This window comes from Corynebacterium kalidii, from assembly GCF_022869005.1.
GTDB classification, from domain to species: Bacteria; Actinomycetota; Actinomycetes; order Mycobacteriales; family Mycobacteriaceae; genus Corynebacterium; species Corynebacterium kalidii.
Map to the genome: position 1 here is coordinate 90,531 of NZ_JALIEA010000012.1, position 25,010 is coordinate 115,540.

The 25,010-nt window shown below is 66.9% G+C and carries 18 protein-coding genes; 9 read left to right on the plus strand and 9 right to left on the minus strand.

All coding sequences use genetic code 11. From position 1 onward, the window contains the following. Positions 1 to 9: 9 nt before the first annotated feature. Complete coding sequence (locus tag MUN33_RS06255; protein WP_244804049.1) at positions 10 to 825, minus strand: IclR family transcriptional regulator domain-containing protein; 816 nt, start codon at positions 823 to 825, stop codon at positions 10 to 12. Positions 826 to 898: 73 nt separating this feature from the next. Between MUN33_RS06255 and MUN33_RS06260 the strand changes: the two genes are divergently transcribed. Next, the gene (locus tag MUN33_RS06260) at positions 899 to 1,660 is read left to right on the plus strand and encodes a CoA transferase subunit A (protein ID WP_244804050.1); all 762 of its coding nucleotides are present in this window, start codon (positions 899 to 901) and stop codon (positions 1,658 to 1,660) included. Between the two features lie 4 nt (positions 1,661 to 1,664). Further along, positions 1,665 to 2,312, plus strand: coding sequence for a 3-oxoacid CoA-transferase subunit B (locus MUN33_RS06265; protein WP_244804051.1), 648 nt, complete (start codon positions 1,665 to 1,667; stop codon positions 2,310 to 2,312). Positions 2,313 to 2,342: 30 nt separating this feature from the next. Here the strand turns inward: MUN33_RS06265 and purU are convergent, their stop codons facing one another. Continuing rightward, complete coding sequence (gene purU / locus MUN33_RS06270) at positions 2,343 to 3,218, minus strand: formyltetrahydrofolate deformylase (protein WP_244804052.1); 876 nt, start codon at positions 3,216 to 3,218, stop codon at positions 2,343 to 2,345. A 260-nt stretch (positions 3,219 to 3,478) separates the two neighbouring features. Between purU and clpX the strand changes: the two genes are divergently transcribed. Then, entirely contained in the window at positions 3,479 to 4,765 is a 1,287-nt protein-coding gene (clpX, locus tag MUN33_RS06275; RefSeq protein ID WP_244804053.1) for an ATP-dependent Clp protease ATP-binding subunit ClpX, read from the plus strand. A gap of 43 nt (positions 4,766 to 4,808) precedes the next feature. Here the strand turns inward: clpX and MUN33_RS06280 are convergent, their stop codons facing one another. Beyond that, a complete protein-coding gene (locus tag MUN33_RS06280) occupies positions 4,809 to 5,774 on the minus strand; it encodes a TetR family transcriptional regulator (protein ID WP_244804054.1) in 966 nt (321 codons plus the stop codon). A 318-nt stretch (positions 5,775 to 6,092) separates the two neighbouring features. Here MUN33_RS06280 and MUN33_RS06285 point away from each other — a divergent pair, with 318 nt between their 5' ends. The 3 genes from MUN33_RS06285 to MUN33_RS06295 are packed head-to-tail and all read left to right on the plus strand — an operon-like array spanning position 6,093 to position 8,574. After that, complete coding sequence (locus tag MUN33_RS06285) at positions 6,093 to 7,088, plus strand: malate dehydrogenase (protein WP_244804055.1); 996 nt, start codon at positions 6,093 to 6,095, stop codon at positions 7,086 to 7,088. A 12-nt stretch (positions 7,089 to 7,100) separates the two neighbouring features. Next, on the plus strand, positions 7,101 to 8,258 hold the full coding sequence (locus tag MUN33_RS06290) for an alpha/beta hydrolase (protein ID WP_244804056.1): 1,158 nt from the start codon (positions 7,101 to 7,103) through the stop codon (positions 8,256 to 8,258). Then, positions 8,251 to 8,574 carry a DUF7218 family protein gene (locus MUN33_RS06295; protein ID WP_244804057.1) on the plus strand — a complete coding sequence of 108 codons (324 nt, stop codon included), beginning with the start codon at positions 8,251 to 8,253 and terminating at the stop codon, positions 8,572 to 8,574. Before MUN33_RS06290 ends, MUN33_RS06295 begins: the two co-directional genes overlap by 8 nt. A gap of 15 nt (positions 8,575 to 8,589) precedes the next feature. Here the strand turns inward: MUN33_RS06295 and MUN33_RS06300 are convergent, their stop codons facing one another. Together MUN33_RS06300 and MUN33_RS06305 are read right to left on the minus strand one after the other, a co-directional pair. Beyond that, the gene (locus MUN33_RS06300; protein WP_244804058.1) at positions 8,590 to 10,527 is read right to left on the minus strand and encodes a solute carrier family 23 protein; all 1,938 of its coding nucleotides are present in this window, start codon (positions 10,525 to 10,527) and stop codon (positions 8,590 to 8,592) included. A gap of 259 nt (positions 10,528 to 10,786) precedes the next feature. Further along, positions 10,787 to 12,166: an NAD-dependent succinate-semialdehyde dehydrogenase gene (locus tag MUN33_RS06305; RefSeq protein WP_244804059.1), complete on the minus strand. Its 1,380-nt coding sequence runs from the start codon at positions 12,164 to 12,166 to the stop codon at positions 10,787 to 10,789. A gap of 118 nt (positions 12,167 to 12,284) precedes the next feature. Here MUN33_RS06305 and MUN33_RS06310 point away from each other — a divergent pair, with 118 nt between their 5' ends. Together MUN33_RS06310 and MUN33_RS06315 are read left to right on the plus strand one after the other, a co-directional pair. Next, positions 12,285 to 12,911, plus strand: coding sequence for a metallophosphoesterase (locus MUN33_RS06310; RefSeq protein WP_244804060.1), 627 nt, complete (start codon positions 12,285 to 12,287; stop codon positions 12,909 to 12,911). 191 nt (positions 12,912 to 13,102) lie between these two features. Further along, positions 13,103 to 14,392, plus strand: coding sequence for an ATP-binding protein (locus MUN33_RS06315; protein WP_244804061.1), 1,290 nt, complete (start codon positions 13,103 to 13,105; stop codon positions 14,390 to 14,392). 11 nt (positions 14,393 to 14,403) lie between these two features. Here the strand turns inward: MUN33_RS06315 and MUN33_RS06320 are convergent, their stop codons facing one another. The 4 genes from MUN33_RS06320 to MUN33_RS06330 all read right to left on the minus strand — a co-directional run bounded on the left by MUN33_RS06320 (position 14,404) and on the right by MUN33_RS06330 (position 24,504). After that, a complete protein-coding gene (locus MUN33_RS06320; RefSeq protein ID WP_244804062.1) occupies positions 14,404 to 17,988 on the minus strand; it encodes a DUF499 family protein in 3,585 nt (1,194 codons plus the stop codon). Between the two features lie 31 nt (positions 17,989 to 18,019). Next, positions 18,020 to 18,856 carry a DUF8807 domain-containing protein gene (locus tag MUN33_RS14205; RefSeq protein ID WP_369414931.1) on the minus strand — a complete coding sequence of 279 codons (837 nt, stop codon included), beginning with the start codon at positions 18,854 to 18,856 and terminating at the stop codon, positions 18,020 to 18,022. A gap of 1,052 nt (positions 18,857 to 19,908) precedes the next feature. After that, positions 19,909 to 20,802: a DUF1156 domain-containing protein gene (locus MUN33_RS14210; RefSeq protein WP_369414932.1), complete on the minus strand. Its 894-nt coding sequence runs from the start codon at positions 20,800 to 20,802 to the stop codon at positions 19,909 to 19,911. Positions 20,803 to 20,916: 114 nt separating this feature from the next. Continuing rightward, a complete protein-coding gene (locus tag MUN33_RS06330; RefSeq protein WP_244804063.1) occupies positions 20,917 to 24,504 on the minus strand; it encodes a helicase-related protein in 3,588 nt (1,195 codons plus the stop codon). A gap of 82 nt (positions 24,505 to 24,586) precedes the next feature. Here MUN33_RS06330 and MUN33_RS06335 point away from each other — a divergent pair, with 82 nt between their 5' ends. Next, complete coding sequence (locus MUN33_RS06335; protein ID WP_244804064.1) at positions 24,587 to 24,976, plus strand: helix-turn-helix domain-containing protein; 390 nt, start codon at positions 24,587 to 24,589, stop codon at positions 24,974 to 24,976. Positions 24,977 to 25,010: the final 34 nt, after the last annotated feature.

A 25,010-nucleotide genomic window follows, 5' to 3' on the forward strand; every position in this document is an offset into this window, starting at 1 on the left:
TCGGGGATGTCAGAGATGCTGCGCGGCGAGGTCGCCGGTGATCGCACGGGCGGTGTCGAGCAGTGGCGGGACGATCTCGCGGTGCAGGTCGGCGACGCTGTAGACCTCGGTCCTGGTCGAGACGTTCACCGCGGCGACGGCCCGTCCGTCCGGGCCGAGCACCGGGGCCGCGACCGACCGGAGGCCGATCTCGAGCTCCTGGTCGACCAGGGACCACCCCTGGTCGCGGACGGTCTGCAGCTCCGCACGCAGCTGGCCGACCGAGGTGCACGTGCGTGGCGTCAGCTGCTCCAGTGTGACGGCGGAGAGGTAGTCGTCGAGGTCCGTGGGGTTGAGGTCGGCGAGCAGCACCCGGCCCATGGAGGTGGCGTAGGCCGGGAAGCGGGTGCCGATGGTGATCGACACCGCCATGATCCGGCGCACGGGCACGCGGCTGACGTAGACCACGTCGGTGCCCTCCAGGACCGACATGGAGCTGGACTCGCTGATCCGGCGGGAGAGCTCCTCCAGGCGCGGTTGCCCGATGTCAGGCAGGGACAGGGAGGAGAGGTAGCTGTGACCGAGCTCCAGCACCCGGGAGGTCAGCCAGAACCGGGTGCCGTCGGTGTTGGCGTAGTCCATCGAGACCAGGGTGTGTAGGAAGCGGCGGGCCGTGGCGCGGGCGAGCCCGGTGCGTTCGGCGACCTGGGCGAGGGTGAGGCGGGGGTGGTCGCCGTCGAAGCAGCGGATCACCGCGAGTCCACGCACGAAAGACTGGACCGGACCAGGTGTCTCGCCTGCACCGCCGGGGTTGTCGCCGGCTGTGTGGCTGGATGTCGGTGTCACCGGAATACTCCTGTCGTCGGTTCATGTGGCGAACAATTGTCCATCACGCGAACACCAGTGTACAGTTTTCCATATGCTTGACAAAACATTCAGCACAGCAGACGAGGCGGTGGCGGACATCTGCGACGGTGCGTCCGTCGCTGTCGGTGGATTCGGCCTGGTAGGCATCCCGTCGGTACTCATCGCCGCCATCCGGAAACTCGGGGTCGGGGAGCTCACGATCATCTCCAACAACTGCGGTACCGACGGCTTCGGTCTCGGCACACTCCTGGAGGACCGTCGGGTCGCCCGCACGATCGGCTCCTACATCGGGTCCAACCGCATCTACGCCCAGCAGTACCTCGACGGAGAACTGTCCGTGGAGTTCACCCCGCAGGGTACCCTCGCCGAGCGCATGCGTGCCGGTGGCGCGGGCGTCCCGGCGTTCTACACCAAGGCCGGCGTCGGCACCGAGCTGGCCACCGGGGGACTGCCGGTGCGCTACAACGAGGACGGCACCGTCGCCGAGTACTCCCAGCCCAAGGAAACCCGCACCTTCGACGGCGAGGACTACATCCTCGAGCACGCCATCAAGGCCGACATCGGACTGGTCCACGCCCACAAGGCGGACCGGCAGGGCAACCTGGTCTTCCGGGAGACCGCACAGAACTTCAACCCGGAGGCCGCCAAGTGCGCCACCGTGGCGATCGCGCAGGTCGAGCACCTCGTCGACCGTCTGGACCCCGACGAGGTCCACCTGCCCGGCATCTACGTCGACCGTGTGGTGCACGTCGGACCCCAGGAGACCGGCATCGAGAACAGGACGACCCGGCCCGCCCAGAACAAGGAGGCCTGAGACCATGGCAGACAACACCGGATGGAACCGTGAGCAGATGGCGGCGCGCGTCGCCGCCGAACTCGAGGACGGCCAGTACGTGAACCTGGGCATCGGCATGCCCACCCTGGTGCCGGGGTTCGTCCCGGACGACATCGACGTCATCCTGCACTCGGAGAACGGTGTGCTCGGCGTGGGGCCGTACCCCACCGAGGACGAGGTCGACCCGGAGCTGATCAACGCCGGCAAGGAGACGATCACCGTCAACGACGGCGCGAGCTTCTTCAGCTCCTCGGAGTCCTTCGGCATGATCCGCTCGAAGTCGGTGGACGTCGCCGTGCTGGGCGCCATGGAGATCTCCCGCTACGGCGACCTGGCCAACTGGATGGTGCCGGGCAAACTGGTCCGGGGCATGGGCGGGGCGATGGACCTGGTGCACGGTGCCCAGAAGATCATCGTGATGACCGACCACGTGACCCGCAAGGGTGACCCGAAGATCGTCGAGCAGTGCTCCCTGCCGCTCACCGGCGCGAAGTGCGTCGACCTGATCGTGTCCTCCCACGGCGTCTTCGAGGTGGACCCCGAGAACGGGCTGACCCTGGTCGAATGCGCCGACGGTGTCACCGTCGAGGACCTGAAGGAGATCACGGGCGCGCCGTTCGAGGTGCGCTGACGCCCCGTCCCCCGCCCGGGGACGGGACGTCTAGAACACGATCGTGGTGTTCCCGGTGCGGATCACCTTGTCCTGGGCGTGCCAGAGCACGGCGCGGGACAGGACGGACCGCTCGACCTCCGCGCCCAGGCGCTTCAGGTCGTGGACGTGGTCCCGGTGGGTGACACGCACCACGTCCTGCTCGATGATGGGCCCCTCGTCCAGGTTCTCGGTCACGTAGTGGGCCGTCGCACCAACGAGCTTCACACCGCGTTCCTTCGCCTTGCGGTAGGGCGCGGCGCCGATGAACGCCGGCAGGAACGAGTGGTGGATGTTGATCACGGGCACACCGACCTGCTCCAGGAAGTCACTGGAGATGATCTGCATGTAGCGGGCCAGGACGATGAAGTCCACGTTCCCCTTGAGCAGGCGCAGGATCTCGGCCTCGGACTCCGACTTGTCCGGCCCCGTCTGTGAAGGGACGTGGAAGAACGGCACCCCGAACGAACGGACGTCCTCGACGCTGTCGGTGTGGTTGGAGATCACCATGGGGATGGTGACGGGCAGGTCACCGCGTCGCTGGCGCCACAGCAGGTCGAGGAGGCAGTGGTCGTCCTTGGACGCCAGGATCGCCATCCGCTTGGGCTGCGACCGGTCCGACAGCGACCACGCCATCTCGTAGGGGCCGAGGGTGTCGGCCAGGTCGGCCCGGATGTCGTCCATGACGGTGACCAGGTTCTGACGGTGGAAGACGATGCGCTGGAAGAACCCGCCATCCTCCGGGTCGGAGGAGTGCTGGTCGAGGGAGATGATGTTGCCCTTGTTCCGGGTAATCAGTGCGGCGATGACGGACACCAGACCGGGCTGGTCGGGGCCGTGGACCACCAGACAGGCGTGGTCGGTCAGGGAGGTGATGGACGGGGGCACGGGATTCTTCCTGGTTGTTCGGTGGGGGGCTCGTCAGCCGGTCGCCCGTCGGCGGCGGCTGCTCCGGTGGCAGTCTACCCCGACGGCCCCGCCGGACCTGCGCCACCCGAGGTGCAGCGGCCGCGGCAGGTGGCGCACGGCACCGTGCCGGGCCTGTGTCGGGCCTGTGTCGGGACGTCACCGAGAAATGCGCGGGGGTATGATGGGTCGGACGCGTAACCACGTATTGCCGACACGTTTCCCAGGAGAGTTCGTCCAACATGCCATCGATGCAGGAAAGCGCCGAACTGCTCAAGTGTTCGTTCTGCGGAAAGAGCCAGAAGCAGGTACGTAAGCTCATCGCGGGCTCGGGTGTGTACATCTGCGACGAGTGCATCGAGCTGTGCAACGAGATCATCGAGGAGGAGCTCGCCGCCGGTGTGTCCTCCTCCGGGGACTCGGCGGACCTGCCGCACCCGGCGGCGATCACGAGCTTCCTCGACGAGTACGTCATCGGCCAGGACGATGCCAAGCGCACCCTGGCGGTGGCGGTGTACAACCACTACAAGCGCATCCGTGCCGAGACCGACGACGCCACCGCACGCCGCAGTGACGACGCCGTCGAGCTGACCAAGTCCAACATCCTCATGCTGGGGCCCACCGGGTCAGGGAAGACCTACCTGGCGCAGTCCCTGGCCAGGATGCTGGACGTCCCGTTCGCCATCGCCGACGCCACCAGCCTCACCGAGGCCGGCTACGTCGGTGAGGACGTCGAGAACATCCTGCTCAAGCTGTTGCAGGCCGCTGACTTCGACGTGGCCAAGGCACAGCAGGGGATCATCTACGTCGACGAGGTGGACAAGATCTCCCGCAAGTCGGAGAGCCCCTCCATCACCCGCGACGTCTCCGGTGAAGGCGTCCAGCAGGCACTGCTGAAGATCCTCGAGGGCACCGTCGCCGCCGTCCCGCCACAGGGGGGACGGAAGCACCCGAACCAGGAACTCATCCAGTTCGACACGAAGAACGTGCTGTTCATCGTCTCGGGGGCCTTCGCCGGTCTGGAGAAGGTCGTCGCCGAGCGTCGTGGACGCAAGGGTGTGGGTTTCGGCTCGGAGATCCGCGGCAAGTCGGACGAGGACCCGGATCCGTTCCGCTTCGTCGAGCCGGAGGACATGGTCAAGTTCGGCCTGATCCCCGAGCTCATCGGCCGGCTCCCGGTGATGACCCACGTCGGTCACCTCGACGAGGACGCCCTGGTGCGCATCCTCACCGAACCGAAGAACTCCCTGGTGCGCCAGTACCAGCGCCTCTTCGAGATGGACGGGGTGCAGCTCACGTTCGAGGACGACGCCCTGCGCGGTATCGCCCGCAAGGCACTCGAGCGCGAGACCGGTGCCCGTGGTCTCCGCTCGATCGTGGAGAACCTCCTGCTGCCGTTGATGTACGCCATCCCCGACGACAAGGACACCGGCGAAGTCATCATCACCGGGGCCTGCGTGGAGGGCGGTGAGGAGCCGCAGCTGCTCACCCACGAGGAGGTCGCCGAGCGCGACCGCCGGAGCGCCTGACCGTTACCGTACAGGGGGAGTCGGGTCGGCCGGCGTCGGCGACCTAGTCGTCGTACAGGGCGGCGATTCCGTTGTCCACGGTGCCGTCGTCCTCGGAGTCGTCGACCCCGCCACGGTCGTCGGCGTAGGTGTCGTAGCTGGTGTAGTTCTCGTACCGGTCGTAGGAGGGGAACGCCGGTGCCCCGGAGCCGTCGTGCGGATCCGTGAGGCCCGTGACGTCCGTGAGGTCCGGGAGGTCCTCGGGACGGTAGGTCACGACCTCCTCGATCGAACCGCCGTCACCGGCGGTGTACAGGGACGCGGACACCGACGACGGCGTCGTCGTGGTCGGTGCGGCATGCGTGTAGGAGCTGCCCTGTGTCGTCGGCATCGACGTCGTCAGGAACGCCAGGACGGTGTCACTGGCCAGTTTCTCGAGCCCGTCGACCGTGGCGGCGTGGTCCATGTCGGTGCCGTAGAGCAGGTGGAACATCGTCCCCTGCGAGGCAGGGAAGCAGCACAGCGAGGTGATCAGCACGTACACGTCCTCGGCGGAGATGCCGGGGCGGAAGGCGCCGTAGTCCTGGCCGCGCATCAGCACCCGGTCGATCTGGAGCACCACCGGCGACGACTCGAGCACGTCGGAGCGTCCCTCCAGGTGGCTGCGCGACATCACGTTCTCGGCGATGATCAGCCGCACGGCGTCCGGGTTGGCGCGGTGACGGCGGTAGGCGGTGCGCACCAACGAGCGCACGGCCTCGGCCGGGACGAGCCGTTCGACGTCCAGGTCCTCGGGGCGCGGCCACAGGCGGCGGAAGGCGTAACGGATCGCCTCGTCGTACAGTGCACCGGTGTCCTGCAGCAGCGGGTGGGTTGACGGGACCCCGGCCCCCACCGCGATATCGCGCGTGTCGGCGGCCAGACCCGAGCGCACCAGCTCCGGGATCGCGGTGTCCAGGATCAACTGGTACTCGTCCGGTGGGCAGTCGTAGCGGCGGTGGCTGCCCGGCAGGTCGGCGGGATTGGTCATCACAAGGGTGCTCCTGGCCTGGTCGCTGGTGTCCTCCCCGGTCTGGGGTGTGGGGGTGGAGTGGTCGGTGCAGGTACGCACCTGTCGAGGGCTGTCCGAAGGCTGCCCGAAGGCTCGGCGAGTGGATGCCGCCGTGACGTACCCATGCTAGGTGCTTACAACGAACGAGTAGCGTACAACGTTTTCGGTCCCCACCAATGAGGGGGGCACCGGAACAGGGGGAGCGGGCGGCGTCCCGGGAAGACGTTTACATTGGGGGACACCGGAGATATGCCGGTTCACCACGGAAAATCCCAACCAGGAACGAGGTCGAGCACCATGTCGACATCCCCCACGTCACCCGCACCCCTCACCGTCACCGTCACCGGAGCCGCCGGTCAGATCGCCTATTCGCTGCTGTTCCGGATCGCCGCCGGCGACGCCTTCGGTGAGCGGCCCGTCGCCCTGCGGCTCCTGGAGATCCCGGCCGCGCGACGTGCGGCCGAGGGGGTGGCCATGGAGTTGTCGGACTCGGCGTTCCCGCTCGTCCAGAGCATCACCGTCACCGACGACCAGGACGAGGGGTTCGCCGGTGCCGACGCGGTCTTCCTGGTGGGCGCCAAGCCCCGCGGCAAGGGGGAGGAGCGTTCCGACCTGCTCATCGGCAACGGCCGGATCTTCGGTCCCCAGGGCCGGTCCATCGCGGCGAACGCCTCGCCGGATGTGCGTGTGCTGGTGGTGGGGAACCCGGCGAACACCAACGCCGCGATCCTGGACGCCCACGCCGGGCTGGACGCCGGGCAGGTCACCGCGATGACCCGGCTGGACCACAACCGGTCGTTGGCGCAGCTCGCCGACAAACTCGGTGTGACGACCACACGGCTGACGAGCATGACGGTGTGGGGGAACCACTCCACCACGCAGTTCCCCGACGTCGCCGAGCTCCGGCTGGACGGGAAGCCCGTCGCCGACTCCCTCGACAGCTCCTGGGTCGACGAGGAGTTCATCCCGCGGGTCGCCAAGCGCGGCGGGGAGATCATCGAGGTGCGGGGGTCGTCCTCGGCGGCCTCGGCCGCGTCGTCGGCGGTGGACCACATGCGCGACTGGTTCCAGGGCACCCCCGCGGACGACTGGGTGTCGGTCGCCCTGCGCTCCGACGGGTCCTACGGTATTCCCGAGGGGTTGTTCGCCAGCTTCCCGTGCCGTTCGGTGGACGGGACGTGGGAGATCGTGCAGGGGTTGGAACTCGACGAGCGGCAGCAGGAGCGGATCCGCGCCACCGTCGCCGAACTCGAGTCCGAACGCGATACGGTGCGCGAGGCCGGCATGCTGTGACACAGTGGACGGATGTCCCAGAACCATGATCTGAGTCACAGTACGGATACGGTCAACCCGGGCAACGGTCGCTACCGTCCGGGGGCCGTCGACAAGGCGACCGCCGCCGGCGCCCGGGTGCTCGGGGCGGTGGCAGGACGGGTCCCCGCACCGCTCTGGCGGCGGCTGGGCATGCGGCGTAACCGCGACGGCGACGTCCTGGACCCGGACGTGTGGGCGACGTTGATGTCCCTGAAGCTGGTCAGCTCCCTGGACATCGTCGACGTGCCGGCCGTGCACTCCCGGCGGATCGTGGAGCGTGAAGCCTATCTGGCGACGGGGCACGTCCCGGTCGCCGAGGTGACCGACACCCGTGTCGCCGGGGTACCGGTCCGGGTCTATCTGGACCGTCCGTCGGACCCGTCGGACGCGTCGGACGCACGACCGCGTCCTGTCCTGGTCTACCTGCACGGTGGCGGGTGGGTGACCGGCTCGCTGGACAGCCACGACGCGGCGTGCCGCAGCCTGTGCGCCGGGGGCGGGGTCACCGTCGTCGCGGTGGACTACCGTCTGGCACCGGAGCACCCGTTCCCCGCGGGCCTCGAGGACGCCACCGCAGTGGTCACGGCCCTGCAGGACGGTGCCTCGCCGGCGGGGACCGCGGTGGACACCGACCGGATCGTGGTCGCCGGGGACTCCGCCGGTGGGAACCTCGCCGCGTCCTGCTGCCTGTGGCTACGGGAGAACGGACGGCCCCAGCCGGCCCTGCAGCAGCTTTTCGTCCCGGTGACCGACCTGTCGTCACGGACGGCGAGCTACGCGGAGTTCGGGGAGGCGGGGCTGTACCTCACCGCCGCGCAGATGGACTGGTACGAGCGCCACTACCTGGGCAACGGCAGGGACGGGATGCCCGGCGAGGATCCGACGAACCCCCTGGTCTCCCCGTTGTGCGCACCGGATCTCAGCGGTCTTGCACCGGCGTACGTGGCTGTGGCCGGATTCGACCCGTTGCGCGACGAGGGGGAGGCGTACGCGGCCCGTCTGGAGGCCGCCGGCGTACCGGTCACCCTGCGCCGGCACCGGGGACTGGTGCACCCCTTCGTCAACTCCGTCGCCGTGTGGGGAGGTGCGAGGCGGGCGATGGTGGACGCGACCACCCACCTGAGGACTACCCTCGGGGCGCATGGCTGAGAACACCGCACGGAACGGACAGGACGGACAGGACGGACACGGCACCGGACGGGCCGAGGACCCGGGCCCGTCGGTCAAGGACAAGGAACTCTACGAGAAGCTCCGGGACGACGGCGCGTCGAAGGAGAAGGCGGCACGTGTCGCCAACGCCGCGGCCAACACCTCACGCTCCGAGGTGGGCCGCCGTGGCGGGGAGTCGTCGAGCTACGACGAATGGACCAGGGACGACCTGTACACCCGGGCGCAGGAACTGGAGATCCCGGGCCGGTCGTCGATGACCAGGGACGAGCTCATCACCGCCCTGCGCGAGCACTGAGGCGCGCCGGGGATCTCACTCCAGGTGGTCGAACTTGCTCTCCCAGGCGGCGGCCACCGGGTTGGCGTCGGCGATCATGTGGTTGAACCGGTCGTTGGCGATCTCCACGACCTCGCCGAGCAACTGCACGTGCTCCTGGGCGGGCGAGTTCTCCAGACGGCGCAGCCCCTCGCTGATGATCTGCGTGCGCGAGTCGAGTCGGCCCAGGCAGGTCACGAACGGCATGCCGAAACGGTCACGGTAGCGGTCCGACAGTTCGATGAGCTGCTCCTGCTCCACGTCGTCCATGGTGTCCAGGTTCTCCAGCGCCACCGAGCCGGCGAACCCGGAGATCCGCTTCGAGGCCTCCGGGTCCAGGAGCAGCTGGGCCATGGAGGGGTAGTCACGGATGAGGGCCCTCTGGTCGTCACGGTCGGCGGTGAGCACCGCCTCCTGGACGGCGTCGCGCAGGTCCTGGACCGTGGTGAACGGTGCGGCGGCGTGCGCGTTCTCCAACGGCCACAGGGTGTTGTTGAACAGCGGGGCGAAGGTCTCCACGAAGGTGTCGCGGTCCATGGCGTTGACGTCCTCCAGGGTGACCGTGCGCCCGCCGGCGTCGCGGGTCACCTCCGGCGAGGGGCGTCGTCCCACGTGGAAGAACAGCAGGTTCAGCAGGATCGCCGAGATGGACCCGGTGGTCACACCCGAGGCGAAGAACACCTGTGCCCAGTCGGGGAACAGCTGGGCGATGTCCGGCTTGAAGGCCACCAGCATGCCCAGCCCGATCGAGATGGTCATCACCGTGGCGTTGCGGTTGTCGGTCAGGTCGACCTTGCCGAGGGTCTGGATACCCACCAGTGCGACGTTGGCGAACAGGGCGAGGCTCGCCGCGCCGAGGACGGGGCCGGGGATGGCGCTGACCACCGCGCCGGCCTTGGGGATCAGGCCGATGATGATCATGATCACGCCGGCGCCGGCGACGACCCAGCGAGAGCGCACACGGGTCATCCGCACCAGCCCGACGTTCTGCGCGAAGCAGGTGTAGGGGAAGGAGTTCAGCACACCGCCGAGGGTGGTAGACAGGCCGTCGGCACGCAGGGCGGCGGAGATGTGGTCCTTCTTGATCCGCTTGCCCACGATCTCACCGGCGGCGAAGACGTCACCGGTGGTCTCGACCATGGTGATCAGCATGACGATGCACATCGAGATGATGCCGGTGAGCACGAACTCCGGTGCCCCGAAGTAGAACGGGGTGGTGAATCCGACCCAGTCGGACGACCCGACGTCGTTGAAGCCGGCGTCGCCGAGGATCACGGCTGCGGCCGTGCCGACCACCAGGCCGATGAGGATCGCGAGCGTGCCGAGGAAGCCCTTGAAGAAACGCTGGGCGAAGAGGATGACCGCCAGGGTCACCCCGGCGTAGGCCATGTCGCGTGCGTCCGGGGTGCCCTCGGCGAAGCTGGTGATGTCGTTGGCGGCGACACCGAGCAGGGTGATGCCCATCGTGGTCAGCACCGTGCCGATGACCACCGGCGGGAAGAAACGGATGAACTTCGCGAAGTACGGCGCGGCGAAGAAGGTGAACAGGCCGGCGACGATGATCGACCCGTAGATTGCCGGCAGCGCCTCGACACCGCCTTCACCGCCGGTGGTGGCCAGTCCGATGGCGATGATCGGGGAGATGGCGGTGGTGGTGACACCCTGGATGATCGGCAGGCGCACACCGACCTTCCAGAACCCGACGGACTGGATCAGGGTGGCGATGCCACAGGTGAACAGGTCGGCGTTGATGAGGTGGATCGTGGTCTCGGCGTCGAGACCCAGTCCGCTGGCGATGAGCAGCGGCACGACCACGGCGCCGGCGTAGAACGCCAGCACGTGCTGGGTGGACAGGACGGCCAGTTTGCCCTTCGGCGGGACCTGGTCGACAGGGTGTTTGGGCGGTGCGGAGGGCGCGGCGGTGCTGGTACTCATGTGGCGGCTTTCCGGAAACGTCGGTGCGCGGGGCGGGGTGGCGCCCGCGGCAGGGTACCGGATCAGCATATGCGGTGTGGCCGTCACAGCAGAACCGCCCCCGGGAGGCGGCTCATCCTCGCGCTCGGCAGACGGCAGACCGGCGCCCCCCCCGGCAGACGGCAGACCGGCGCCCCCCCGGCAGACGGCAACCCCACAGGTCGGTCACACCGGCCTGTGGGGTTGCTGCCTCAAGCCCCAGTGGGGAGGGGCTCCGTGGCTACTGTGCGGAGACCCGCACCAGGTGGTCGTTGACGAACTCGCCGACGCCCCATTCGGCGAGCTCGCGCCCGTACCCGGAGCGGCCCACACCCCCGAACGGCAGACCGGCGGCGGTGACCGAGGCTTCGTTGACGAAGGACATGCCGACCTCGAGGCGGGCCGCGGCGTCCTCGGCGACGGCCAGGTCGGTGCCCCACACGGACCCGGAGAGCCCATAGTCGGAGTTGTTCGCGATCTCCACGGCCTCGTCCACGTCCTTCGCCCGGTACACGATGGCCACGGGGCCGAAGATCTCGTTGCAGCCCACGTCGGACCGGGGATCGACATCGGTGAGCAGGGTTGGCTCCATGTAGGCCCCCGGGCGGTCGATGGCGCCACCACCGACACGGACGGTGGCGTCGCCGGCGGCCTCCGCGTCAGCGAGGCGTCGGACGATCTCGTCCCGGGCGTCGATGGAGGACAGCGGCCCGACCTTGGCGTTCCCGTCGTCCCACGCGCCGACGGTGAGCGCGCCGATGCGCCTCTCCAGGCCCTCGACGACCCGGTCGTAGAAGCTGTCCATCACGATCAGCCGCTTGGGCGCGTTGCACGCCTGGCCGGTGTTGTACATGCGGATGCCGACGTACTTGTCGAGGACGGTGTCGAGGTTGTCGTCGTCGAGGACGATGAACGGGTCGTTGCCGCCGAGCTCGAGGAGGGACTTCTTGTAGTTCTCGCCGGCGGTCTTCGCCACCGCGGCGCCGGCACGTTCGGAGCCGGTGAGGGAGACCCCGGCGATGCGCGGGTCGGCGACGAAGGCGTCCATCTGCGAACCGGAGGCGTAGATGTTCTGGAAGACGTCCTGCGGCAGTCCGGCCTCCTCCAGGATGTCCTGGCAGGCCTGCGACGACAGCGGGCAGATGGAGGCGTGCTTGAGCACCAGCGTGTTGCCGAGCAGGAGGTTCGGCGCCGCCCACCGGGCGACCTGGTAGTAGGGGAAGTTCCACGGCATGATGCCGAGCAGCGGGCCGATCGGGTCCTTGCGCACGTAGGTGTGCTGCGCGCCCTGGGCCGGCAGGTCCTTGTCGGCGAGGAGCTCGTGGGCGTGCTCGGCGTAGTAGCGGTAGATGTCGACGACGATGCCGATCTCCGCTGTGGCCCACTTGCGGAGTTTGCCCATCTCGCGTCCGATGTACGAGGCGAGTTCGTCCTTCCGTTCCTCGTAGATGTCGGCGGCACGGCGCAGGACGGCGGCGCGTTCGTCGACGGTGGTCGTGCGCCAGGAGCGGTAGGCGGTGGTGGAGCGGTCGAGGATGTCGTCCCGTCGGGAGTCGTCGATCCTCGTGAACGTGTCTTCGGTCTGGCCGGTGGACGGGTTGTTCACGCTGAAGTTGGTCATGGCCCCGTTGTACGCCCCGACGTGGCCCGCTGTCGACGCCCTCAGGGGTGGGCTCCCGGTGGCCGGTCTCCGGCGGTCGCCGGGCGCGAGGCGGTGCGTGGGACTACCGTCGTCCACCATGGACGGTCTCACGGATGGCTTCTGGTTGGTGTCGGACCTGCACCTCGGGCACCGCAAAGTGTCCCGGCTGCGCGGCTTCGACGACGTGGACGAGCATGACCGGGTGGTCCTCGGTAACCTGCGCGCCGTACCGGACGGGGCGACGGTGATCTGCCTGGGGGACATCTCGGTGCGTCGTGACGCCGATGCGCTGCGGCAGTTGGGGGAGGTGAAGCAGGAGAAGTCCTTCCGGATGGTCCTGGTGCCGGGGAACCACGACCGGGTGCATCCGATGTTCGGCCTGGAGTCGGTCCTGGAGTGGACGCCGGCCTACCGTGAGGTCTTCGACGTCGTCGAACTGGAGCTGCAGGTACGGGTGGGGCGTTGGCTGGTGCTGCTGACCCACATTCCGGCACCGGAGCAGGTGGAGGACCCGTACCTGACCCCGGCCCTGGCGCGCTGGTCGGCCCGTGACGGGAGGACGAGCCGGGACGGGTTCGACTGCACGGTGCACGGCCACACCCACTCCGCGGTGCCGGTGCGTCCGAAGAACGTGAATGTCAGCCTCGAGGCGGCGGACCTGAAGCCGGTGTCGCCGAGTCAGCTGGAGGACCTGGTGACCCGGGCGGTGAAGTGGAAGCACTGAGGTCACAGGGGTTCGGGGAGCCCTCAAATCTTCGAGCCGGGTGTCGCGGATCTTCGAGTGAAATGCCTTCAAATCTTCGAGCCTGGCGTCGCGGATCTTCGAGTGAAGTGCCCTCAAATCTTCGAGTCAGGTGTCGCGGATCTTCGAGTAGATGGTGCCTGAAGCAGGATATGCCCTGGTAGTATCGCAGCATGCGAGGAGAAGAGCCGGTACCCAGGTTTCAATCGTCCGCAGTGGAGGAATCTCTGGCGGACACGCCTGTCGTCGTGGTGCACGGTGCCCGGCAAGTGGGGAAGAGCACCCTCGTGACAGCACTGGCATCCGGTTGTCGGCAACCGGTCGTCAGCGTGACATTTGATGATCCTGAGACGCTCGAGGCTGCCAGGATGGACCCCACCGGGTTCGTGGCACAAGCGGGTCAGGGCACTCTGGTCATCGACGAAGTGCAGCGGGTACCGGAGATCATGCTTCCGTTGAAGGCGAATGTCGACCGTGACCGGCGGCCAGGTCGGTTCTTGCTCGCCGGCTCAGCAGATGTCTTCCGGGTACGGGGTGTGGGTGATTCTCTCGCTGGTCGCGTCGAATCGGTCCGGCTCATGTCATTCAGCCAGGGCGAACTCGCCCGAAGGGAGCAGCCTGAGGACTTCGTGGCTGCCCTGTTGCGTCGGCCCGCGGCGCCCGAGCTCGTCGGAATGGTGGCTGGTGAGGGTTCTGGCCCAGTAGAACCGTTGTCGCCCACGGTGGTACTCGCAGGTGGTTTTCCTGAAGCGACGTTCCGTACTCCGCGACGGCGAGATGCGTGGTTCCGGACCTACATCAGGCGACTCGCGGACCATGACGCATACGAGTACCACGGCGGTGGATTTCAGGATGAGATGGAGAAGCTCACCCGGCTGCTGGCAGCAGGAGGGGCATCTGAGATCGTCCAGAGCCGTCTTGCGGGTGATCTCGGAACAAGTGACAGCACCATGGGTACCTACCTGCGGACACTTCGGACGATGAACCTCCTGGTGGAGGTTCCCTCATGGACCAGGCCGGTGCGTGGGCGGGCAGTACGTAGGCCGAAGGCCGCACTGACCGATACCGGTTTGAGCGCGGGGCTGGGACGATTGACACAGGACAATGTGCAGAAACCGGGGATGCGTGAGTTCTACGGAGCTGTTGTCGAACAACTCGTCATGCTGGAGCTGATCAAGCAGCAGGGGTGGTCGTCAGAGACATTCGAAATCTACCACTACCGGGACAACGACGACCTCGAAGTCGACCTGGTGATCGATCTGCTGGATGGCCGCCTGATCGCCATCGAGGTCAAGAGCGGTCAGACGGTGAAGACCGACGCGTTCAAGAAGCTGGAACGCTTCAGGGACAAGGTGTCGGACCACGATGTCATTGGCGTGGTCTTCCATGGTGGGAAGACCGTCCAGGTGCTCCACGACTGGATCTACGTACTCCCGATCCAGGCCCTGTGGAAGCTGGATTGACTCCCCGGGGACTACTCGAATGCCCCGTCCGCGTCGGACATCTCCGCGAGACTCCCGTTGATCATCTTCTGCACCGCCGGTGAGAAGCCCTCGGGGTTCGTGGCCTCCACATCGAGCGAGATCGACACGGAACCTCCCGAGCCGGCGAGGTTCTTGAGGTGGGTGAACACCTCGTCGTCGATGATCGCGTAGCGACCCACCCCACCGGTGAGCGGCAGGTCGAAGGTCGCGGTGAACCGGGTCGCGCCGGGCTCCCCGGAGGGCCGTGGGGGAGTAGTGCCGGGACCGGTGCCGGACGTGCCTCCCGGGTGCCCACCGGTGGTGCCGCCGTCGCCCCCGGACGTTCCGTCGCCCCCGGATCTTCCGTCGCCTCTGGACGTGCCGTCGTCCCCGGTGCCACCGGTGGTTCCGTCACCGTCACCGCCCTGCAGCGGGCCAACCCCGCCCAGCTCGCGCCGGAACTGTGCCCGTGCAGCCTCGGGCGTGACGATCAGGAGGGTGTCCGGGAGCGCCCCGGGAGGCAGTTCCGACCCGTCGTCCGGCCAACGCAGGCGCGTGTACCGGCGGTCGTCCCCGTCGCCGGACACGTCGTCGGCGAAGGCGAACGGGCGGTCGTCCAGGTTGAAGGTGCCGCCGTCGGCGTGACGGAGCCCGTCCTCGACCACGCTGCGCTTGAGCACCCGCTGCATGTACAGGTACCTCGGGTACATGTCCCACAGGTCACCGAAGCGGTAGTGGCCGTTCTTCTGCCACGTACCGTTGGTGTTGTTGGCCAGGGAGGTGGCGATGAGCACCGGAGCCTGCTGGGTGGCGAACGCCGACATCGTCTGCAGCTTGTCGATGGCCCGCCGGATGATCTCGTTGCCGCCGTGGATGGCCTGGTGGTCGAGGTCGACGTAGTTGTGCGTGGAGTCGCTGGACTCCACCGGCTCGAGGACCCACTGGTAGGCCTCCATGAGACGGTCGTCGACGGTCTGGTCGGTCTTCTGTGTCTGCGTCGACGCCTGGGAGGCGGTGGACTGGGTGAGGTCGAGTTTCTCCCGGTCCCGCTGCACACTGCTCCACGCCAGGTACTGGCGGACGCCGTCGTTGAGACTGTCGATTCGTCGGGCGTCCGCTGCCAGGTAGACCACGGTGTTCTTGAAGGTGCGCGGTTTGAGTCCGACGTTGTTGGTCGCCGACCGCGCCCACTCGCCGGCCGCACCGGACGAGTTCCCGCTGTCCACCGGGTAGGACGGGGGAACGACGACCAGCCGCAGCTGCTCCTCGTCGAGGATGTCGCCGTTGGACGCCGGGGTGCAGACCACCTTCACCGAGTCACGGTGGCTCCTGTTCCATGCGTCGGTGAGCGTGCGGAGCCGGTCGGAGATCTCCTCGTTGATGTCGTCGGGGCTGAGCGCCTCGGCGCGTTCGCGGACCTCGCTGGTGATGTTGGCCGCGGTGTCGAACCAGTACTGGCTGTTGTTCTCGTAGAAGTGGGTCGACCTGTTCGACATCGCCGTCAGGGCGCTGTGGAAGTTGCCGATCTTGTCACCCGGGACCGCGGTACCCAGGGTGACGTAGCGGCTCTCGATCCCGGTGCCGCGGCTGCGGGGAGCGGCGCCGAAGAAGACGGTGCGGGCGAGGCGGGTCGCCACGCGCCGGGGAGCGAACAGGGCGCTGCGGTTGTCGATCTCGCGGGGGACGTCGCCGTCGACGTCGGTGGAGATCACCGGCTTCCAGTTGTCGTCGAGGTACTGGGCCAGCTCATTGGTCACCGCGGGCTTCCCGATGGGGATATCGGACGGGAGGATCAGCGGGCTGTTGTTCTCGGAGCGCCACAGTTCGGACACGATGGTGCTCATCAGCCGCAGCACACCACGGGTGCGCTGGAAGCGGGGGAGTGTGGCCCAGTCCTGGTAGAGCCGGTCGAACAGTTCCGGGTGGATCGGGTAGCAGCGTTCGATCTTGCTGGCGTAGTCGGGACGGACGGCGTCCGGTGGGAAAGCGTCCTCGTTCCGGGAGTAGAAGGTCCGCATGGTCTGGGCGATCAGCCGGATCTTCTCCTGGTCGGCGTCACCGACCTCCTGGAAGATGCGGCGCCGGACGATCTCGAAACTTTCGTTGGACTCGGCCGGACGCCACTGTTCGGCCTGCCGGTTGATGATCTGGAGCAGGGCGGTGAGGGCTTCGCGACCGTTGGCGCCACCGATCTCCTCGTCGTCGACCATCCCGTCCACGAATTCGCCGGGCTTCATCTCGGCGGAGGCGGGGATGGAGACCAGCAGCATGCACTGCGGTGTGGCGGCGACGGCCTGGGCGAGGGACTGCGCGAAGGTCTGCTGGGTGGAGAGGTCCCCACCGGCCAGGTCTGTGCGGTTGACCAGCTGTCGGGCGTAGGCGACCCACTCGTCGATGAGGATGACCGCGGGGCCGTGGCTCTCGAGGAGCCGGCGGAGGTTCTCTCCCGGGTTGGTTCCGCTGAGGTCGGAGTCCTTGACGATCTCGTAGGCGTCGGCGCCGCCGAGCTGCCAGGCGAGTTCACCCCACATCGTGTGGACGGTCGTGCCGTCGGGCTTGGTCATGCCACCGGCGGCGACGAGTTCGGTACCGACGAGAGCGACCCGGCGGACATTCGACGGGATCTCACCGTCGACGGCGGCGAGTGCCTGGACGAGTTCGTCGGTGGCCAGGAGGTCCTGCATGTCCTGGGGGAGGGTGCTGCGGTCCAGTCCGCCGAAGAGGTGCCAGACGGCGAGCATGGAGTGGGTCTTGCCGCCACCGAAGTTGGTCTGCAGGTTGATCACCGGCGAGGCGGTGGTGTCGCCCGCGGTGCGGCGGAGCGCCTTGGTCAGTAGGTCCTTGAGGCCTTCGGTGAGGTAGGTGCGTTCGAAGAACCGCTGCGGGTCGGTGTAGTCCGCACCGGCGGACACACGCCCGGTGTCGGCGCTGACCTCCTCGGGCATGCTGTGTCGACCGGTGGACCGGTGCCGGCTGTTGGCCGAGGAGGTGGCGACGGTGTGCAGGTCGGCCGCGAAGCCGGAGGCATTGAAGGTGTTGTTCGCGACGTCGGGGTGCGGGGTGACGATCTCCCGCCAAGGCTGGAGGTTGTCGCCGCTGATGTTGATGTCGGCGGAGCGGCTCTGTGCCTGGTCCTCCTTGCGGTCCTGGATGATGCGTACGCCGTTGCGCTGGCCGGCGAGCTGCTCGGCTGCCTTCTTGTCCTTGATCGCGGTGGCGAGCCGTTGCATCGTGTCGAGGGCGCGGTAGGTGTCGTCGGCGTTGAAGGCGGCGTTGTGGGCCCAGAGGTTCCGGGTTTCGCGGAGTTCGGAGGCGAGAGCTTCTTCGGGGCGGTCGAGGTACCGGCGCAGGGGCCACCATCCGGTACGGAACCGGTTGGTGGTGCCTTCGGTGATGAACCGTAGCGAGCACTGGGGGTCGGTGGCGGAGTACTCCTGTCGTCCGCGTCCGTTGGAGCGCTGGTTGTCGGTGAGCTCCAGGATGTCGATCCAGCTGGAGTTGTCGTCGACGGCGATCACCCGGGTGAGGAAGCGGTCGAGGGCTGCGGCGAGGGTCTCGAATCCGTCGTTGACGCGGCCGCGGTTGCTCTGTGCCATCGGGGGTCCTTTCTTCGTGGTGGTGTGGTGGCTAGAAGAGGGCGCTGGTGCCGGTGCTGTCGGTGTTCTCGTCAGGGCCGGGCGCGTGTCGGGCGGCCTGTTCGATGTCGTTCCAGGCGGTACCCAGCTGGTTGAACAACAGGGCGGTCTTGGGCTCACCGCGCTGTTCGGAGATCTGGAACAGCAGGAAGGCCAGTTGCTTACACAGGTCCCGGTCGATGGACGCGGGGACCAGAGCGAGCAGGCGCCCGGCGGCCTCCACGCCGTCCTCGTATTCGAGGGCCTTGGCGAGGTGAATCACCGTTTCCCATGCGCTTGTCTCGTCGTCTTCGGCGGGGTTGTAGTTCTCGCCGCGTGCGGTGTCGACGTCGTGGAGTTCCTCAGGGGAGTGGAGGTGGACGTTGCCCTGTCCGCTGTGCAGGATCCCGGCACGGTGCAGGTGGTCGACGGAGGTGTTGCGGGCACGAGCGAGACTGTCGGCGTGGCCGTAGGCTTCGGTGTCGAAGCCGTAGCTGCGGAACCAGGCGAGTGCGAAGCGGGTGTCTGCGTCGTAGTCGCCTTCCTGTTCGCTGAGGACTTCGTCGAGGATCTCGTTGATGACCTGCAGGGCGGAACGCACGGTCATCTTCTTGCCGTCGTTCTCGAGGACGCCGCTGTACTTCGAGAACAGTCCGATACCGGGGCCGATTGCGGACTGGGGGAGGTCCACGGGTGCGACGGTGCCTCGCTGGAGGTCACGCAGAGCACCGGGGAGCTCGGTCTTCAGTTCACGGAGGAAGTCACGACGGGTGGTGGTCGGTGCACCTTTAGGGCGGGGACGGAGGACGAGGGCGATGGATGACGCGAGGGCATTGGTGCCCGATGCCACCGACCGACTCATCATTTCTGATCGCATTGGCCACGTTGCGGTGATCTGCCAACCGGCGCGGATGATGCCTTCAAGAATTGTTTCCCAGCCGGTTGCGGATGATGTTTCATCATTCCGTACGTCTTGTTGCTTAAAGGCATAGTACACCGTTGCTGGAAATTTTAGGCTTGTCTCGGTACGAGCCTTAGTGAAGAATTCTACAAATCCATCCTCGAAGTACTTCTGCGCCTCCTTTTTTCCGCCTCTGCGATAAGGGTTGGCTACTAGCTCCTCGGATTTGGGAACAAGGGTGCTATTCAGTAGTGTCGGGTATATTTCCCTTGCGATCCTTCGGAGCCAGACGTAGAAGAAGTCCGAGAGGCTTGAGTAGTCAATATAGTCGTAATAGGGAGGGTCGGTAGATAGGACTTTCCCATCTAATGGTGACTGATTGGCGGTGACGGCGTTTGCGAACCCTTCTCCTGTGGCGGGTGTCATGCTGATCGTCTTTGTGACCCAAGAGAGTTGCCCTTTGAAGCCCCCGCTAGATTGCGAGAAGGGTGAAGCTTCCGCGAAGTTCCATATCATGGGAATCGCTTGCCTGGCGAAAACGTTGCGCATCTTCTCGCCCGTGTTGTGCCAGCTGCAGAATGAAGACCAGTAATCAGTGCATCTGCTGACTGTAATGGCGAGCAGGGTGGATACTGCATTGGCATACTCTGGATTGCTGGCGCGTTGGAGATCGGAGCGTAACTCGCAGACGAGATCGCTGAATGTTGTGAGTGATGCAACTTGCCTCGAGGTAAAAAGCTGTGAGAAGTCAGTGTATCCATAACGGTATACATTGATTCTTCCCGGCCAATCAAAAAGTTCGCCAAGTGGTTTTAGTTCTGGCGGTTCAAACTTTGATGCTTTGATCTGGTTCGGCGATGTTGAAGTATATGTCCGTGATTGGCTATTCCTCGAAACTGTGCAGAGCATCTGCTCGTCGAGGTTTCCATTTTGCCCTTCTTTTCGTATGTGAGTAAAAGGAATGGCAGTTCCGCAGCCAATGCATTTGGCTCCGCCTCTGTCTACCGTGCCATCATTTTCCTTATCGGGCCCCCCTCCTTTCCGTGGTGCACTTCATAGTGCACGATTCCATCAGTGACAATAGGGGAAATGTAAGCTTCATTTCCCTTCTTCTTCGACACCCACCAAGAACTCGTCAAGGGCGCGGCGATACCACAGGCCGGGTTCGGGCACGTGACGGTGCGTGCCCACAACCACGCGATGACGGGCGCCTTCGTTCCGTCGGGCAACTCCGCATCGGGGTAGAGGTGACCAATCCGCTTCTTCGCCTCCTCCAGCATCCACTCGCCGTAGCGCTTCACGTCCTCGGCGAGACCGGTGGCGCCCGGCCATGCCGAGCTGTCGTCGCTGTCGAGGACCTCCGCTGCGCCGGGGAACACCGGCGGTTGGCCGGTGAACTTCGGCGGAATCTCGATGAGCGCCTTCTCCAGGAGGACCGCCACCGGGTTCACGTCACTGGCGTGCGCCTCCAACCCCAGCCGCTGGGCCTCCAACGGGATCGAGCCGCCGCCCGCGAAAGGATCCGCGACCGCCGGAGGATTACCGTCGGTGTACAGCATGATCTTCTCGCGCGCCTTGTCGAACCACCCCTCAGGATCGTTCTTCACCGTGTCCCAGTTCGAGATCTGTTCGATGATCTCGAAAAGCTCACGCCGCTCGGCATCCTGCTCCTCCACGGTGGGGAACAGGTCCGGGCGCGACCCCGGGTCGTCCACGATCTGGGCGAACAGCACGGCGCGGGCCGTGGACGTCGGCTTGCGGGACCACCAGAGATGAAGCGTCGACGGATGGCCGTGCCGGATCGACTTCTCGCGGGCCGACTGCTCGTTGATCTTCTCCAGGGGGATCGACACCTCGATGAGCTTGCGGCGGGTCTGCGGGGCGGGGGAGGTCATTGAGATCTCTTTCGGAAGGATGGAAAGCACAATAAAATGTGCCTTAAGGGGTAAAAGGGCGCGCTGGAACAGTGCCCGGGTCATGGGCGTGAGGGCGGTGGGAGGACGGCGGCGCTACATGGGATCACCACCTCGTGCCCAGGTCTTCGCCCAGCTCAGGGTGTAGGTCGTCACCGGGAAGCTGTCGTCGAACTCCGCCAGGCCGCGGCAGAAGTCGGCCAGGTAGCGGACCCTGTCGTGCTCCGGGCCGTCCGGGCTGACCTCCACCAGCGCCAGCCGGTGGTCCTTGCTGGTGTTCTTCCCCGTCATCACCTCGCGGTGCGTGATGGAGAACTCGTCCGCGCCGGAGATCCTCCCCTTGACCTCGATGATCACCGAAGGCTCCACGGAATCCGCCGGTCGTGAACTGATGTCGTAACCCGGGTTGTTGTGGGGCATCTCCGTGGGTACGCGCCCCAGGCTCCGCTCCGCCTCCATCACGGCGGCCACAGCACGCCGGTCGACCTCCTCGGTGTCCTTGGCGTGCCGGGCGACCTCATCGGCGTCGACACCGGTGAGTACCCGCAGCAGTCCCTTCGGAATCACCAGCGCCCGTGCGGCGACTGTCGGCGGGCTCGGGCGCAGACGCCGTCGACGCTCGATCAGGTCCATCCTGTCCCGCAGGCGGGAATCCAGCGTCCTGACCTGGTTCATCAACGCCGCATACGACTGGGCTGGCGGTTTCTTCGCCTCGCCTGCGTCATAGAGCTCCTGCTGCTCCCGTGCTTCCGCGGCCTTCGTCGCGAGGTAGTCCATCTGCGCGCTCAGCCGGCGGGTCACCAACTGTTCTTCACGGTCGATCTCCGGCAGCACGCGGTCGCGGGTGGCGTCCAGCACCTCGCGCACACGGGTGGCGGTGACCTCCTGCCGGATCATCGACGACGGATCGTCCGCGAGCCACTCGCCGGCCTGCGCCGCGGCGGCGACGGCATCCTCGGCGGACACCTTCTCCGGAAGCGGGTCGAAGTCCAGGTACGGTGCCATGCCGGCATCACCGACAGAAAGGTCGGGATTCAACCGGACATAGGCGAACTCCCGGTGCTGCGCGTTCCCGGTGCCGTCCTTCACCTCCAGGACCGTGGCGGCCAGCATCCACGGCGTGGTGCCTTCGTCCGTTGGGTCGACAAGCACCGCCCCGGTCTCCAGGGGTCCCCGCAGCTGTGACACGGTGAGGTCGACCAGGGCATCGAACATCGGGTGGCCCGGGGTGACCAGTTCGGCCCGGTCGTCGGCGTCGGCGACGGACGGCTCGAAGGTCACCCGGTCATAGCGGTCCGCGACCGGGGCGGCGTGGCTCCGGGCCCAGTCATGGACCGCGCGTGGAAGCCGGCGGACCGCAGCGGTACCCCGGGCCTTCGGCACGAAACGTCCACCGTGGAACTCCAGGGCCCGCCGGAAGAACTGCGCGATGTAGTGGGGCTGCAGCTTGCGGGCCCGCGCGGCGTCCATCTGGTCACGCAGGTGCTCGAGGTCCCGGCGGGTGAACGTCTCGGTGGCCAGGGCACGTTCCTGCATCAGCTCGTCGAGGCCGTGCGACACCTCGGCGTCGATGATCCGCTCGATCTCCTCCTGGCGCGCGGGGTCGTCGATGTAGACCACCGCCTGCATGATCAGGTCCTGCAGGGAGCGGTTGCTGAAGGCGTCACCGAGGACGTCGAAGACGCGGGTGCCCAGGGCCTTCCTCTGGGTCTCCATCTTCTCGAGCAGCCGTGCGTACACCGCACCCTCGCGGGTCTCGTCCGCGACCAGGTTCCACAACTGGCAGACGTGCCGTTGCCCGATCCGGTGGATCCGCCCGAAACGCTGCTCGATGCGGTTGGGGTTCCAGGGCAGGTCGTAGTTCACCATGAGGTAGGCGGCCTGCAGGTTCAGCCCCTCCCCGGCGGCGTCGGTGGCCACCAGGTACTGGACCCGGTCGTCGTTGGTGAAGTTGGCCTTGATCCGCTGCCGGTCGAGCCTGCCGGTGCCACCGTGGATCGAGACGACCTCGCTGCCGGTGACGGCGCTGATCCGTCGCACCAGGTAGTCGAGGGTGTCACGGTGTTCGGTGAAGATGATCAGCTTGCGGTGTTCACCGGTGGTGGAGTCGACGAGCGTCTCCTCCTCGATGATCCTGCGCAGCTCCGACCACTTCCGGTCCTCGCCGCCGGCGACCACTGCGGACGCCGTGGCGACCAGGTGACGCAGCTCGACGATTTCATGGTCCAGCTCCGGCAGGTTCTGCGCCGCGGTGGCCGGGCTGATGACGATGGTGTCCTCGGCGTCCTCGATGTCGCCGGCGGCCACGTCCAGCGCATCGGCGTAGGCGTCCGCCATCACGTCCACCGCCCGGCTCGCCGCGGTGTCGACGAATCCCCGTCCCGTCCACACGAGACTGCGTCCCTCGCTGGACGCCTGCGCCATCTCCGCACGGAACGACTCCAGCTTGGCCAGCCGTCGCTGCAGTGAGTGGTGGATGGCGTAGGGGCTGGAGGCCAGGCGACGTTGCAGGACGGTGAGGGCGAACCCGACCGCGCGGCTCTCGGCGTTGTTCATCGCCCCCTCGGCCCGTTTCATCTCGGTGCGCACGTACTCGGTGACGTCCTCGTAGAGCCGGGCCTCCGGCGCGCTGAGCCGGTAGGGGACGGTCGTCGCGATGCGTTCCGGGAACAGCGGGCGTCCGTCGAAGGTCAGCAGCTCCTCCTTGACCATCCGGCGCATCAGGCCCGAGGTATCGACGGTCTCGACCTCGGTCCCGGTCTGGAAGGCCCCCTCGAACCGGTCGCGGTCCAGCAGTGACAGGAACGCCTGGAACGACTCGTTGTCGCCGTTGTGCGGGGTCGCCGTCATCAGCAGCAGGCTGCGGGAGATGTCCCGCAGCGATTCGCCGAGCTGGAAACGGCGGGTCTTGCGCAGCTCCTTGCGGAACCCGGACGAGGCAGACATGCGGTGGGCCTCGTCCACCACGGTGAGGTCCCAGTCGGTCGCCTCCAGGAGGGGGAGGAGTTCGTCGTCACTGCGGGCTACCGCGTCCATGCGGACGATCAGCAGGTCGTGGTCCTTGAACGGGTTCCCGGTGCGCGAGGTGTCCACCGCGCCCGGGGCGAGGATGTGGAAGTGCAGGCCGAACTTCTCCCGGAGCTCCTCCTGCCACTGCGGGGCGAGACCGCCCGGACAGACGATCAGGCACCGGGCGACGTCGCCACGCAGCATGAGCTCCTTGATATAGAGCCCCGCCATGACCGTCTTGCCGGCCCCCGGATCGTCGGCGAGCAGGAAGTGGAGGGGGATCCGCGGGAGCATCTCGCCGTACACCGCCCTGATCTGGTGGGGAAGCGGCTGGATGTCGCTGGAGGTCACCGCCACCATCGGGTCGTGCAGGCCGGCGGTGCTGATGCGCAGTGCCTCCGCCGCCAGACGGAACTCCTCGGCGTCCCCGGTGAAGAGGTCGGGGGAGTGGGCGTCCGTCACGGACAGCCCGTGCAGGTCGTCGCCGAACAGGATGGACTCGTCGATGTCCCCGCGCGGGTGCCGGTAGACCAGGATCGCCCCGTCCCCGGTGGGGGTGACCTGGATGATGTCCACCGGGTGCTCACACAGGCCGACCAGTGTGCGGCCCGCGCGGAGATCGTCGACGCACAACGGTTCCGGGGTGACGTCGACGTCGGTCCGGTCGACGTCCATGCAGGCTCCAGGGTGACGTGAGTGGATACGGGCACAATCTAATGTGCTGACACTACCTTAGCCTGAGGGCACATTCTTTTGTATGCAACCCCCGCTGCCGGACCTCGACTGGAAGACCTACGGGTCGGCTCTGGCACACCGCATCCGCCTGCTGCGTGTCGACGCGGACATGACCCAGGAGGAGCTCGGGCAGCGCGCGGGGATGAGCCGGAACCAGGTGCAGAACTTCGAACGCGGCCACGGCACCGGACGGAATGGGCGGGTCCTGAACCCGACGATGGAGAAGATCTACCAGCTGGCCTACGCGCTCGACGTGCCACCGGCGGTCCTGTTGCCCGACGTCGGGCGGAAGGTGCGGCCGCGCAGCAGGTCGGCGGAGAATCCGCCGACCCTCGAGGAGATCCAGAACCTCGACATCGTGTGGCCGCACACCGTGGTCAGGGGCGGTGACGCCGACGACGTCCGGTCGTGAGGGACGGACCGGGAAAGCCGGTCCCAACCGTGTC

Coding starts and splice junctions, on each gene's coding strand:
- MUN33_RS06260 (WP_244804050.1), top strand. CDS start 899: ATGCTTGACAAAACATTCAGCACAGCAGACGAGGCGGTGGCGGACATC.
- MUN33_RS06265 (WP_244804051.1), top strand. CDS start 1,665: ATGGCAGACAACACCGGATGGAACCGTGAGCAGATGGCGGCGCGCGTC.
- clpX (WP_244804053.1), top strand. CDS start 3,479: ATGCCATCGATGCAGGAAAGCGCCGAACTGCTCAAGTGTTCGTTCTGC.
- MUN33_RS06280 (WP_244804054.1), bottom strand. CDS start 5,774: ATGACCAATCCCGCCGACCTGCCGGGCAGCCACCGCCGCTACGACTGC.
- MUN33_RS06285 (WP_244804055.1), top strand. CDS start 6,093: ATGTCGACATCCCCCACGTCACCCGCACCCCTCACCGTCACCGTCACC.
- MUN33_RS06290 (WP_244804056.1), top strand. CDS start 7,101: ATGTCCCAGAACCATGATCTGAGTCACAGTACGGATACGGTCAACCCG.
- MUN33_RS06295 (WP_244804057.1), top strand. CDS start 8,251: ATGGCTGAGAACACCGCACGGAACGGACAGGACGGACAGGACGGACAC.
- MUN33_RS06300 (WP_244804058.1), bottom strand. CDS start 10,527: ATGAGTACCAGCACCGCCGCGCCCTCCGCACCGCCCAAACACCCTGTC.
- MUN33_RS06305 (WP_244804059.1), bottom strand. CDS start 12,166: ATGACCAACTTCAGCGTGAACAACCCGTCCACCGGCCAGACCGAAGAC.
- MUN33_RS06310 (WP_244804060.1), top strand. CDS start 12,285: ATGGACGGTCTCACGGATGGCTTCTGGTTGGTGTCGGACCTGCACCTC.
- MUN33_RS06315 (WP_244804061.1), top strand. CDS start 13,103: ATGCGAGGAGAAGAGCCGGTACCCAGGTTTCAATCGTCCGCAGTGGAG.
- MUN33_RS06320 (WP_244804062.1), bottom strand. CDS start 17,988: ATGGCACAGAGCAACCGCGGCCGCGTCAACGACGGATTCGAGACCCTC.
- MUN33_RS14210 (WP_369414932.1), bottom strand. CDS start 20,802: ATGACCTCCCCCGCCCCGCAGACCCGCCGCAAGCTCATCGAGGTGTCG.
- MUN33_RS06330 (WP_244804063.1), bottom strand. CDS start 24,504: ATGGACGTCGACCGGACCGACGTCGACGTCACCCCGGAACCGTTGTGC.
- MUN33_RS06335 (WP_244804064.1), top strand. CDS start 24,587: ATGCAACCCCCGCTGCCGGACCTCGACTGGAAGACCTACGGGTCGGCT.